This is a genomic window from Empedobacter sp. GD03797, from assembly GCF_029842105.1.
Lineage (GTDB): Bacteria > Bacteroidota > Bacteroidia > Flavobacteriales > Weeksellaceae > Empedobacter > Empedobacter falsenii_C.
Genome location: NZ_JAOCFS010000020.1, coordinates 46,631 through 59,609, shown reverse-complemented (window position 1 = coordinate 59,609; position 12,979 = coordinate 46,631). Strand labels below are relative to the sequence as shown.

The window sequence follows — 12,979 nt, the reverse complement described above, 5'->3', positions numbered from 1 at the left end:
TTAGTTAATAAAATTATAATAATTGGTGCTGTTCTTAACCCAAATGGAGTAAGCAAAGAACTGATTGAGAATTTGAAAAGTTTAGCAAATAAACCTTCCGAAAACGCGAATTTACGCTTAATCGAATTGATGTTAAATGAACCAAATATTACGAAATCTGAACTAAATAAAATTCAGAATCCTGTATTGGTTATTGCTGGTGAAAAAGATGAAGTAAAAGAGATTCATACAAAAGAAATTCAACAAAATATTTCAAAAGCAGAGTTATTGATTATTCCAAATTCGACACATTATGTTCCTTTCGAACAGCCAAAAATATTAAATGAAGCTATTTTGAAGTTTTTGAAAAAATAGGAACATAGGTTTAGTTTTCATTTTCTCCATATCTTTACTCCACTAAACCAAATCAATGAAATACATCACAGGTTTTTTTGTCCTTATTTGGCGCATTTGGATGATATTTTTAGCTGCAATTTATGTCCTAACAATAGGCGTTTTTATCGTACTACCTTTGGCAAGTTTCGAAAAAACATTCCCATATATTTATCCGTTAATTAGATATTGGGGCAAATTTGTGTTGTATGGAACGGGATTCAGAATAGATTACAAAAAACTTGTCCCCCTCGATCCAAAAGAAAATTATGTTTTTATAGCCAATCATACTTCGATTATGGATATTATGTTGATGTTGACGATTCTAAAACATCATCCAATCGTATTTGTAGGCAAGGCAGAGTTACTCAAAATCCCTATCTTTGGACGAATATTCGAACGAATTTGTATTCCTGTCGACCGAAAAAGTGCACGTAGTAAAGCACTTGTTTATCCCGAAGCAAAGAAAAAATTAGACAAAAATCTAAGTATTTTTATTTTTCCTGAAGGCGGCGTAACAAACGACAAAGAATTCAAGATTTATTTGGATCCTTTCAAAGATGGAGCGTTTAACATTGCGATTGAAACACAAACGCCTTTGGCTGTTTTGGCGATTCACGGTGTTAATAAAATGTTTCCGTTTAATTGGTTTAGAGGTTATCCAGGAAAAATAAAAGTCCGATTATTGGAGACTTTCGAAACGAAAGATTTGAATGTAAAAAACGATAAAGTTGCTTTGAAAGAAGCTGCTTACAACATGATTTTAAAAGATTTAGAACAATGAAAAATTTAGTTTATATCGCATTAGGAACGGCTTTAACGGCGGTTAGTTGCAATAAACAAATCACTTCTACAACAGAAACTGAAGCAAAAGACAATCAAACTTTTGCTGATTTAGATAAAGCTCGCATCAAACATTTGAGTTTAGATATCGAAACTGATTTCGATACGCATCAAATCAAAGGTTCGGCGGCTTATACATTCGAAAATAATCAAGCAAAACAATTGATTTTAGATACCGAAAAACTAACAATTGATTCAGTTTTATTAGCGAATGGACAAAAAACAACATACAAATTAGGCGAAAAAGATTCGATCAAAGGTCAAGCCTTAATCATTGATGTTACGCCAAATGATACAATTGTAAAAGTTTTCTACAAAACTTCGCCTGATGCAAATGCTTTACAATGGTTAAATCCTCAACAAACACACGATAAAAAACATCCGTTTTTATTGTCTCAAGGACAAGCGATTTTAACGCGTTCTTGGATTCCGATTCAGGATACACCAAGTGTTCGTTTAACGTACGATGCGAAAGTAAAAACACCAAAAGATTTGTTGCCTTTGATGAGTGCAATCAATCCGAAAGAAAAAAATGCCGAAGGTGTTTACACCTTCAAAATGCCACAACCAATTGCACCTTATTTGATTGCTTTGGCTGTTGGTGATGTGCAATATCAACCGATCGACAACAGAACGGGTGTTTATGCAGAACCTGGTTTGTTAAAAGCTGCTGCGTGGGAATTTGCCGATATGGGAAAAATGGTAACTGCTGCCGAAAAATTGTACGGAAAATATCCTTGGGAACAATTTGATGTCTTGGTTTTACCGCCTTCGTTTCCTTTTGGTGGAATGGAAAATCCACGTTTAACGTTTGCTACGCCAACTGCAATTGTAGGTGATCGTTCGATGACGAATTTGATTGCACACGAATTGGCGCATTCTTGGTCTGGAAATTTAGTAACTAATTCTACGTGGGATGATTTCTGGGTAAACGAAGGATTTACAGTTTATTTTGAGCGTCGAATCATGGAAGAATTAGAAGGAAAAGATTATGCGGATATGATTTCGGTAATCGGTTTTCAAGATTTGGAGACGTCGATGAAAAATATTCCAGAAAAATATACTTCATTAAAAGTGAACATGAAAGGTGCAAATCCTGATGATGCTTTTTCTGATGTTCCATACGATAAAGGTTATTTATTTTTGAAAATGTTAGAAGATAAATATGGTCGTGAAAAGTTTGATAAATTTTTGAATCAATATTTTTCTTCGCATGCATTCCAAACAATGACGACAGAAAAATTTGTGGATTATTTAAAAGCTAATTTGACAAATGGAGATGATTCATTTGTTCAAGAATGGATTTATAACACAGGTTGGCCAAAAGATTTCAAAAAACCAACGTCTAAATTATTTGATTTAGCAGAAGCGCAATTACAGCAAGATATTACAAACAGACGAAATAAAGTTGCACCGAAAAAAGTGGCGATTTCTACGAAATCCACTAACGAATGGGTTCATTTTATTCGTCAAATTGATATAACTAAAAATACGAAAGAAGATTTAGCTTATTTGGATGCTATTTATGATTTTACAAATTCTAAAAATCCAGAAATAGAAACAGCTTGGTACGAAAAAGCATTTTTAATGCATTACGATAAAGTCAACACAAATGCGAAAGAATTCTTGGTAAATGTTGGTCGTCGTAAATTTTTAGAGCCTTTGTATTTAGCATTAAAAGAATCTAATCAATTAGATTTAGCGAAGAATATTTACAAAGATGCTCGTCCAAATTATCATTTTGTTGCGCGTCAAACAATTGACACAATGTTAAACTACAAACCATAAAACATGGCGATTGTAGCATATACAGACGGTTCGTCGTTGGGAAATCCTGGTCCAGGAGGATTTGGTTGTATTTTGTTGGAAACCGAGAAAAAAGTCAAAAAAGAAATTTCTCAAGGTTTTCGACTAACAACCAATAATCGAATGGAATTGCTAGCGGTTATTACGGCTTTGGAAACGCTAAAGTTTACCAACACGGAGATTACTATTGTGACGGATTCTAAATATGTGGTAGATGCTGTGGAAAAACGTTGGGTTTTTGGTTGGGTGCAAAAGAATTTCAAAGGAAAGAAGAATGCTGATTTGTGGAAAAGATTTTTAGAAGTTTATAAAATTCATCGCGTAAAATTTCAATGGATAAAAGGTCATGCTGGACATCATTGGAACGAAGAAGCTGATAAATTGGCGGTTGCGGCAGCAAATAAACCCGAAAATTTTAAGATAGATTCTTACTTCGAAATTCATCAAAACGAAGAATAATTTTCTACTTTTGTGAGGCAGAGAGAAAAATGAAAATGAAGACGTTGTGGAGATTTCTCCCACTAATTTTAATTACAATTTACAGTTGTTCACCCAAAAAAGAAAAAGGTGAACTTGTCTACTTTAGTGGACGAATCGCGAATGCGCAAACAGATAGCATTTACCTATTATTGAATAATCGTGAAAAAGCTTTTGCTTTAGATTTTGATGGAAACTTTTCGGATACAGTTCAATTGGTTGACGAAGGCTACAAGACACTTTCAATCGAACGAGAAGAATTTACTATTTATTTGATTCCAGGTGATAGTTTGATTCTAAATACAGATTTAAAACATTTGGAGAATAATTTCAAATTCTCTGGAATAGGAAAAAATCGAAACAATTATTTGGTTGACAAAAGTTTTAAAACGGATAAATTCTTAACAGACAATACCGAATTGTTTAAACTTGCTCCGCCAGATTTCAAAAATCAAATCAAAAAGTTTCATCAAAAAGTTTTCGAAGATTTAGAGAAATTAGAAGTTAATTCTTCGTTCATCAAAACGGAAAAAACGAATTTAAATTACGATTTTATCAATTTGTTATACATGTACAAGGATTCGTACACATATTACAATCCTGCTTCTCAGCAATTACCTGTTAATTTTTTGACAGAATTAGATGAAATCGATTTAGATAATGACGAGGATTATAGAACGTATCAGAGTTACCGCAATATTGTCTTAACAAATTTACAAGAAAAATTATATCAAGGTCTTTCTGCGGATGCTTTATTGGAAAACATCAAAAGTCAATCGATAAAAAATGGATTTATTAATTCATTAATTTATGAACTTGATCCAAAAGATCCGAATAGCAACGGAATTTATCAAGCAATACAAAAACATTGCAATTATCAACCTTGGTTGGACGAGGCTGCAAAAAGAATGAAAAAGTTTGGTTGATAACTTTAAAAAATGCTTTCAGAATCTGAAAGCATTTTTTAAACATTTTTTATTTAATTGAGACACAGAAGTATACTTGTTAGTTGTGTTTTTTAACTTTTTTACAAGCAACCTTTTTAAGAAATTTGCATCTATATTGTAGAATTAGTAATGAAATTGAAAATGTCTAAACCGAAAAGAATTCACAAAACTTACAGAAAGTCTATATTTAGTAAAATGAAAGTAAAACCAATAAACTTATTGCTTTTTATGGCAATCGTTTGTTTTATTTTTGTCGTATTTTTCTTAAAATAATTACAATTAAGTTCTTTCAAAGAAAAAGAAATAATTCTTCATCGCGTTCGTTTTAAAGTATATTTGTAAGAATCAAATTACACTATTAAGATATGAACGTTTATAAGCTTTTAAAATTAAATTGGTTAATTAAAAATCATCGGATAAAATTTTTAGGAATGTATCTTTTGCATAAAACAAATCAAAGATATATTGCTGTCAATTTTGATCCTGTGATGGCTTGTAATTTACGTTGCAAAATGTGTTATTTTACAGATGAAAATTATGTAAAGAAAACTAAAGGTATTTTTCCAAAAGAAGATTTATCAATTTTAGCTGATAAAATGTTTGGCAGAGCTCTTAAACTGCAAATTGGTTGCAGTACAGAACCTACTTTGTATAAAGATCTAGCGCAAATTGTTTCGTTAGGAAAAGCACATAAGGTTCCTTATATATCGCTTACAACGAATGCAAATTTGTTAACCAAAGAAAAGGTAAAAGAACTTGTGGATAATGGATTGAATGAATTCACTATTTCGTTGCATGGTGTACATCAAGAAGCTTACGAAAACTTTATGGGAAAAGCTTCTTTCGATAAATTTCACGAAGCTTTACAAGCAATTTATGAAGAAAAGAAAAATAATCCGAATCTTATTTTAAGAATCAATTATACGTTCAATAAAGATAATTTCTTGGAATTGATGGATTTCTTTGCGATGTATGGACAATATGAACCAAATATTCTCCAAATTCGTCCAATGAAAAGCATGGGTGATACCGAATATCAAGATACAGATATTTCGAGCCTGAAAGATAGCTATGATTCGGTTTTGAGAGAAATTAAAACTGAATCAAAGAATAGAGAAATGACTTTATTAGCAACTTCAACTTACGATGAATTAGTAAACGCAACAAACGTAGAAAGTTTAGTTTATAATTATACCTATTGTTACATACGACCTGGTTATACGTGGAAAGATGAATTTGATTACAAAAAGGATACTTTTAACGATTTCTCTAAAAAAATAGGTCTATCAAAAGAACTTTTGAAAAATGCTTTTTCGAGTAAAAAACAAATGGATAAACTCAAAACAAAAACTTCTTTAAATTATAATATTATTGAGTAAGATCTTAACTTCGTATTAAACTACGAAGAAATGACTAAATCTGAAGCTAGAAAATATTATCGAACGTTGAGAAAATTATTCACTAAAGAAGAAGTGAATGACTTGAGTGAGCAAATTTTTGAACACATCAAACAGTTAGATTTTTCTACAGATCAGACATTTCATATTTTCTTACCTATCGAAAAAAATAACGAAATCAATACTTATCCAATCATAAATTGGCTATTTCAACAGCAAAAAGATGTGGTTTTGCCTTTGGTTGTTGGCAATGATATGATTAATTGTAAAGTCGAAAAAAGTTTCGAAACGGTATTAAATTCACTTCAAATTCCAGAACCCACTCAGTATTCAGAAATTGATTCTAAAGCTATTGATATTATTTTTATTCCAATGTTTGTTGCCGATAAAAAAGGAAATCGCGTCGGATACGGTGGCGGATATTATGATAAATTTTTGGCAAGATGTAGACCTGATTCAAAAAAAATAGGTCTAACTTATTTTAGACCTATCGAATATATTGAAGACGCTTATTTCGGCGATTTTCCTCTTGATTTTTGTATTACTCCAGATGGAATTGAATCTTTCTGAATCGAGTCTTGTTTCTCATTTAATGTTCTGAAATAGAATTTAAACTCTCGTTGAAATTTGATTGGCTCTTGTTTTAGCACAAATACACCAACATGATTATTGGTTTCGATTAACTTTTTATCTGAATTGAAATAATTAATTGTATACGCAATTCGCTTGATAGAGTCTGGTGTAATCGAATCTTTTGGTAAAATTGCAAATTTAGAAACGGAAGTAAATGTTACTTTTTTCGAACGAAGCTCTCTCAATAACGAAAATATTTCGGTCGTATCTTTTTTAGGAAAATAAGACAACAATTGATCTCTCAACAAGCTATCAACAACCGTATCATTGGTATTAGATGCCAACGCCGAAAGCTCAAAAAACTCACGCAATTTCTGCTTTGCAATAAAATTTACAGCTTCTACAGAATCCATTTTACTACTTACAGTCGATGCCTCGTTTTTGTAACCTTTTATCGCTTCTGGATTGTAATCTCCTTTATATTTATCGTCTTTGCACGAAAATATCATCCAAACACTCATCAGCAATATCATGCTAAACTGAACTATTTTACTTATCGTTCTCATCTTGTTGGATTTTAAATTTTAATTTCACAATTTTTCCATTTTTCCTTTCCGATTCGATCAAAGAAAAATTCTTTAACGACGTCGTAGGCATTGTAACTAAATTGATATATTGTTGTTTAGAAAGAATCTCTACACCAAAAAAATCATTGTCATACACTTGATAAATCAACGCATCATCCGCAATCATTTGATTTAGCTTAGAAATTCGTTGTTTCAAATCTTTTGCTGAATTCGAATAATAATACAGCATAATCTTATAATCATCTGGCTCTAACAAAAGCTTTTCTGGCTGATTATATTGATGCAAATTAACCTTAAATGTATCTTGTTTATAGTAAGGCGAACTCACAAACATCTTGATTGTATCTTTTTGCGATTCGAATTTGATACAACCTGTTTTGGTCGATAAATAAAGTGGCGTAAAACCATCTCTAATAATTGTAACCTCAACAGAATTGGTAATTGCAGCTTGTCTGTCCGAGTCTACAAAACAAAATTCGTACTCGCGCTGACCAAAAATTGAATAATAAATAGTTGCGCCAATTCCGCTAAACAAAACAACTGCAGCTGCTATTATTGAAATCAATTTTAGCTTGGGTTTTGTTTTAACAGGTTCCTCTTTTGCAGGAATTATTTCTTTTTCTGTTGATGGTTTAACTTCTGCTGAAATCTCTATTTCAGATTCTTCTGGAGTTATATGTTCTGATGAAAAACCTTCGTTTTCTCTTGCTTCAATCGTCGATTCTTCAGCTTTATTTGGGCCAAAATGTTCTATTTTTTGAACATTAAGAAAGTGCGCCCAATTTTTAAATCCACAATATTGCGCCAAAAGATTGAGCATATCAATACGCGGAAGCTTCTTAAAATCTGACTTAAAATACGTATAAAACCACTTTTCGCTAACGGTAGATCTGGTTTTATTGAATAAATCGTCTTGGAAAGATGTAATTTCTTGCCCCTTCCAATCGGAGATATTATCGGATTGAGCAGAATTTTCTTCTAAAAATCGATTTGAAATCGTTTTTTTCAGAATTTCGAAAATTTCTATATCTGTAAATTTGCTCAAAAAATAAAATTTATAAATTTGGTTTTCAGTATTTTGTAAAATAATTTCGATTTTACAAATTGTCTTTTAATACAACTACAAATAAAATAATTTTTTTGATATGTTGAGTTGTATTTCTTTATTAATGCGTTGTTAAATGATTTCTTTTGTTGTAAAACATTTGTTGAATATTTGATGATTGGATTACAATCATCTTACAACTATTTTGCTTCGAAAAACTTTGATATCCGCTTAACTTTGGTTCAACAAAATGATTGAAAAATCAACAAAAACAAAAAATCAATTAAACATTAAAAAATTAAAGTTATGAAAAAATTAGCATTAAACGTAATCGTATTAGGAGTAATCGGAACTGCATTTGGTTTAACATCTTGTAATTTATTTGGATCGAAAGAAACAAAAACTGAAACAGAAGTAAAAAATGACACAATTACAACAATCGAAGATTCAGTAAAAATTGATTCTGTAGGAAAAGATTCAGTTGTTATTAAAGATTCGACAGTTTTAAAAGAAACTCCTGTAAAAGTTGAAACAACTACGACTACAACAACAGAGAAAAAATAATTTGTAGAATAGATTAAACAAAAAAATCAAATGAAAAAATTAGTGTTATTCGCTTTCGCAGCGATTTCTTTCACCGCAATTTCTTGTAAACAAGAGGCAAAAGTAGGAGAACCAACAACAGTTGTAGAGGATTCTGTAAGTGTTGAAAAAGCTGAAATTCCTGCGGCAGATTCTGTAGAAGGAGTTACGGTAGATTCTTCGAAAACTGTAAATCCAGCAGAAACAACAAAAGATTCTGTTGCGAAATAGAACTTGAAAACTCAATAAAAAAATCCGCTTAATGAGCGGATTTTTTTGTTTTTATATCTAAGATTAAGATTCTTTCAATGATTTGATATCAATCACAAAACGATATTTCACATCCGATTTCATCATTCGCTCGTATGCTGTATTAATGTTTTGAATATCAATAATTTCTACATCAGACACAATATTGTGTTCTCCACAAAAATCTAACATTTCTTGTGTTTCCTTGATTCCTCCAATTAAAGATCCTGCCAAATTACGACGTTTCATAATCAATAAACCTCCGTGAATAGCATCTAAAGGCTCGATAGCGCCCACCATACACATTGTTTTATCTAATTTTAATAATTGTAAATATGGATTAACATCATGCTTCACAGGAATTGTATTCAATAAAAAATCGAATGAATTTGCATGCGTTTTCATTTGCGTTGCATCTTTCGAAATTAAAACCTCATCAGCTCCAAGTTTTTTTGCATCTTCACCTTTAGACTCAGAAGTTGTAATCATTACCACATGTGCACCCATTGCTTTTGCTAATTTAACGCCCATATGTCCCAAACCTCCAAGACCGATTACACCAACTTTATCTCCCGCTTTTACATTCCAATGACGCAAAGGAGACCAAGTTGTAATTCCCGCACACAACAATGGCGCAGCAGCTTTTACATCGATATTCTCAGGTACGTGAAGCACAAAATCTTCTTCTACTACAATATTTTCTGAATAACCACCGTAAGTGATTCCACCATGTTTCGAGTTTTTCGAATTATATGTTCCTGTAAAACCATTTTCACAATACTGCTCCAAACCTTCGTCGCAAGAATGACAATGTTGACAAGACTCGACCATACAACCTACTCCAACCAAATCTCCAACTTTGAATTTCGTCACTTCAGAACCTATTTCTTTTACTCGACCAATGATTTCGTGTCCAGGAACAACCGGATAATTTGGTTTTCCCCAATCTCCTTTCGCTGTGTGAATATCGCTGTGACAAACCCCACAATACTCGATATCGATAAAAATATCTTTCGCATGTAAATGTCTACGTTCTATTGTGTGCGGCGCTAATGGATCAGTTTCATTGAACGCTGCATATGTTTTTGTACTCATTTTATATTTATTAAAGATTATTTAATATTTCTCTTTGTTTATCTATAGAATAATCTGCCTTACAATCTAAATTAAACTCTGAATTATATTTCGTCACATAACTATTTAAATCAGAACATTTCGACAGTATTTCAAATTCTTTATTTTTTGTATCAAAAATAATTCCTTTATAATCATTTGTATTAAAAGTTATAATTCCTTCTTTCACAAGATTGATATAATTTTCTGAATAACCTTCTGGAGCGTCCTTCGTATCTAAAACAGTCGAAGCAATTGCTCCAGCAATTCCAAACATCATTAAATAGCCATTATTTTGTTGTGATTTTGGCAGTTCCATGTACAAATGATGATCTGATCCGGCTTTTACTCTAACATAAGCAAAGTTTGGAATCTCTTTCGCTAACAAGATTTTTTTATCTTTTGCAATCTTTTTTATCTCTTTTACATTAAAATAAACATCTCCATTTCGTACAATTGCAAAATAATCTCGTTGTTGAAATTCAGGAAATTTTCCTTTTGTATCATAAAAATTAACCAAATCTGCCGATTGTTCAAACAAGTCTGCATAAAGATTTGGTTTCATTTCAAATGCTTTACTTTCTACATTCTTGGAAACAAAATCGTCTTTTGTCACATAAACTCCATCAGGATAACTAAAAGATTCTTTGCTAAACACACCTTTTATTTCAGGAATATTTTTAGACAAATTTTCAGAATCATAAACCAAATCGAAATCTTTTACTCTAACTACCGCGAAAGTATTTTTTGATAAATCTGTTTTGAATTGTAATCCTTTTCCATCATTAATGTATTTTCCATCGCTTATTTCAAAAGAATTATTTGTGCTTTTAGAAGTTATTTTCGCTTTCGATACATATTGCCCAAAAGCAAAAGTAGAACATAAGGCAAGTAGAGTAAATAATTTTTTCATTCGATTATATTTTGGATAAAATTAAAAAATCCACCTGAATAATTATACTCTAAATAAAACCTAAAGAAGAATATTTAGCATTATTGATATTTTTTCTGAGCCTCTTTTAAGTAATTAAAAACTTGCGTTGTTTTCATTTTTTTGGAATTCGTATTAAAGATAAACATGCCAGTTTCGACATTGAAATAATAATCTTTGTCTCCATTTTTTAGTTGAAACCATTCCAACAAACCATTTGTAAGATTAACACCAATCCAATTGATTTGTGAAGTTTTGAGGTCGAAAATAAAATTATCATTCGGATTATTTGTGGTGATATAATGTATTTTGTCGTCCAAAACATATAAAACACCACTTCCTTGAAACGCTTTCATTTTAAAGAATTTTGATTGTTGATTTCCAAAGTTATAACGCAAAACTGTTTTGAACTCTGCATTTGGAGGAACTTGTGCTAACAAAGCATTTTGTTTCTTTTCGCGCGATTTACTTGCCCAAAAAGCAATTCCAAAAATTAAGGCAAATGGTAAAAAACAACAAAGTAATGATGATAGTAATGAAAGAATATTATCCATAGTAGATTGATTTAGGTTGTGTTAAGATAATAATATTATTTCACTTTATCCAAAAATGAGGAAATAGTTTGTTTCCATTCTTGCCCAAATCTATTCAAATAATTTTCATGACCAGCTTGAGGAAACGTTTTAAGAATTTTAGAGTTGGATTGAATATTTTGAAATATTTGTTGTGTTTCTTGATTTGTCACATTTTTATCTTTTTCGCCATATAGCAGCAAAATAGGTTGTTTTATAGATTTTGCATAATCTTCGGGATTGTGATCAAAAGCCCAAAAATTATTAATCGTTCCTCCCCAAAAGGTCAATAAATTAGACATAGGAAATGTTGGAATATTCATGTTTTTGAAACGATTATCAACCGTTTTTTTCATGGTACCAAAAGGACATTCAATAATTATAGAGGAAGGATTTGCGTCTTTTTGAGCAACAGCTCGCATTATTGCGGAAGCGCCCATTGAATTTCCATATAAAATAACGTTCTTATGATTTTTTAATGCAAAATTATAAACTGTTTTCACGTTTTCGGCTTCAAAAAATCCGATGGTTGTTTGATAACCTTCAGAATTTCCACTTCCCATAAAATCAGTCAAAATCGTTGAATATCCCAATTCATTAAAATAATTAGCATTTTCTAAAAGCGATGTTTTTTCTGATGAATATCCATGAAAAAGAAGTACAATTCCTTTTTCGTTTTCAACTTTTTTTATCCAAATTTCAAGCTCAACATTACTTTTTAATCGCTCTACTTTATATTCTTTTGGAACAGCTAAATTGGATGAAGGTTTAGGATTTTCAACACCTAAGAAAACCATTTTAACTTTTTCGAAGGTTGTTAAATCATTTGGAGGTTTTCTTTTGAACGATTGATTTGCTTCAATAAAATGAGTGAATTTATATGCATGAAAAATGGCAATAATATTCATCATCAGAAAAATGAAAACAAATGATGAAATCAATATTTTTTTTAACTTTTTCAATAGAAGGTTTTTATCAAAAATAAAAAAAGCCAACACAACAATCAAATTATTGGTTAGCTTTTAATTATTTTTTAGAGACCTTGTCAAGGTTCAAAACCTTGACAAGGTCTTACAAATTACTCATTTTTTCTTCCACAACTTTTCGTTCTTGTGCAATCAAATTGTCTTCTTCTGTCGGAAATTGAAAAATTCCAGAATTGATGCTTTCAATGCGTTTCAAGACTTCGTAAGATGCTTTTGCTTTTGCAACATCTTCTCGATTTAGATAAATACGAATCGCTTTCATAAACGTCAAAATATTTTTCTTTTTCAATTCATCTGCCAACAAAAACTGATCGCGTTCTTCGTTTGCTTCCAATAAAGTCGACAAATTATTGTCATCAATTTTGTAATACGATTGTAACATTTGATTGAAAATAATCAAAAAACCTTCATCAGCATTTCCAACTTCTAACGAAATAATTCGTGCCAATGTTTTGTTTAATTCTTGAATATATTTTGAAATAAAATCTTGTTTAATCAT

The 12,979-nt window shown here is 31.0% G+C and carries 16 protein-coding genes; 9 read left to right on the top strand and 7 right to left on the bottom strand.

What is annotated here, in order from left to right; translation table 11 throughout:
• The 7 genes from N5D90_RS12470 to N5D90_RS12440 all read left to right on the top strand — a co-directional run.
• Positions 1–354, top strand: a 354-nt coding sequence (locus N5D90_RS12470) for an alpha/beta hydrolase (RefSeq protein WP_280062651.1), incomplete at its 5' end; no start/stop codon positions are given.
• A 55-nt stretch (positions 355–409) separates the two neighbouring features.
• Positions 410–1,156: a 1-acyl-sn-glycerol-3-phosphate acyltransferase gene (locus N5D90_RS12465; RefSeq protein WP_280050872.1), complete on the top strand. Its 747-nt coding sequence runs from the start codon at positions 410–412 to the stop codon at positions 1,154–1,156.
• Complete coding sequence (locus N5D90_RS12460; RefSeq protein ID WP_280062650.1) at positions 1,153–3,003, top strand: M1 family metallopeptidase; 1,851 nt, start codon at positions 1,153–1,155, stop codon at positions 3,001–3,003. Before N5D90_RS12465 ends, N5D90_RS12460 begins: the two co-directional genes overlap by 4 nt.
• A 3-nt stretch (positions 3,004–3,006) precedes the next feature.
• Positions 3,007–3,480, top strand: coding sequence for a ribonuclease HI (rnhA, locus tag N5D90_RS12455; protein ID WP_038336544.1), 474 nt, complete (start codon positions 3,007–3,009; stop codon positions 3,478–3,480).
• A 29-nt stretch (positions 3,481–3,509) separates the two neighbouring features.
• Positions 3,510–4,424 (top strand): hypothetical protein, encoded by a 915-nt coding sequence (locus N5D90_RS12450; RefSeq protein WP_280062649.1) that lies wholly within the window; start codon positions 3,510–3,512, stop codon positions 4,422–4,424.
• A gap of 452 nt (positions 4,425–4,876) precedes the next feature.
• Complete coding sequence (locus N5D90_RS12445) at positions 4,877–5,824, top strand: radical SAM protein (RefSeq protein WP_280062647.1); 948 nt, start codon at positions 4,877–4,879, stop codon at positions 5,822–5,824.
• Between the two features lie 30 nt (positions 5,825–5,854).
• A complete protein-coding gene (locus N5D90_RS12440) occupies positions 5,855–6,412 on the top strand; it encodes a 5-formyltetrahydrofolate cyclo-ligase (protein WP_114998413.1) in 558 nt (185 codons plus the stop codon).
• Here the strand turns inward: N5D90_RS12440 and N5D90_RS12435 are convergent.
• Positions 6,352–6,981 carry a hypothetical protein gene (locus tag N5D90_RS12435; RefSeq protein WP_125349181.1) on the bottom strand — a complete coding sequence of 210 codons (630 nt, stop codon included), beginning with the start codon at positions 6,979–6,981 and terminating at the stop codon, positions 6,352–6,354. The two genes, N5D90_RS12440 and N5D90_RS12435, sit on opposite strands and share 61 nt — an antisense overlap.
• Positions 6,965–8,047: a hypothetical protein gene (locus N5D90_RS12430; RefSeq protein ID WP_114998409.1), complete on the bottom strand. Its 1,083-nt coding sequence runs from the start codon at positions 8,045–8,047 to the stop codon at positions 6,965–6,967. The genes N5D90_RS12435 and N5D90_RS12430 overlap by 17 nt, the downstream gene beginning before the upstream one ends.
• A 306-nt stretch (positions 8,048–8,353) precedes the next feature.
• Here N5D90_RS12430 and N5D90_RS12425 point away from each other — a divergent pair, with 306 nt between their 5' ends.
• Both N5D90_RS12425 and N5D90_RS12420 read left to right on the top strand, forming a co-directional pair.
• On the top strand, positions 8,354–8,611 hold the full coding sequence (locus N5D90_RS12425) for a hypothetical protein (RefSeq protein WP_280062646.1): 258 nt from the start codon (positions 8,354–8,356) through the stop codon (positions 8,609–8,611).
• Positions 8,612–8,641: 30 nt separating this feature from the next.
• The gene (locus N5D90_RS12420) at positions 8,642–8,860 is read left to right on the top strand and encodes a hypothetical protein (RefSeq protein ID WP_280062644.1); all 219 of its coding nucleotides are present in this window, start codon (positions 8,642–8,644) and stop codon (positions 8,858–8,860) included.
• A 63-nt stretch (positions 8,861–8,923) separates the two neighbouring features.
• Here N5D90_RS12420 and N5D90_RS12415 read toward each other — a convergent pair whose 3' ends face one another.
• From N5D90_RS12415 to N5D90_RS12395, 5 genes are all read right to left on the bottom strand, one after another.
• Positions 8,924–9,973 carry an NAD(P)-dependent alcohol dehydrogenase gene (locus N5D90_RS12415; protein ID WP_280062643.1) on the bottom strand — a complete coding sequence of 350 codons (1,050 nt, stop codon included), beginning with the start codon at positions 9,971–9,973 and terminating at the stop codon, positions 8,924–8,926.
• A gap of 10 nt (positions 9,974–9,983) precedes the next feature.
• Complete coding sequence (locus tag N5D90_RS12410; protein WP_280062642.1) at positions 9,984–10,904, bottom strand: hypothetical protein; 921 nt, start codon at positions 10,902–10,904, stop codon at positions 9,984–9,986.
• Between the two features lie 80 nt (positions 10,905–10,984).
• Positions 10,985–11,476, bottom strand: coding sequence for a hypothetical protein (locus N5D90_RS12405; RefSeq protein ID WP_280062641.1), 492 nt, complete (start codon positions 11,474–11,476; stop codon positions 10,985–10,987).
• A gap of 35 nt (positions 11,477–11,511) precedes the next feature.
• On the bottom strand, positions 11,512–12,456 hold the full coding sequence (locus N5D90_RS12400; protein WP_280062640.1) for an alpha/beta hydrolase: 945 nt from the start codon (positions 12,454–12,456) through the stop codon (positions 11,512–11,514).
• Between the two features lie 109 nt (positions 12,457–12,565).
• Positions 12,566–12,979: a hypothetical protein gene (locus N5D90_RS12395; protein ID WP_280062639.1), complete on the bottom strand. Its 414-nt coding sequence runs from the start codon at positions 12,977–12,979 to the stop codon at positions 12,566–12,568.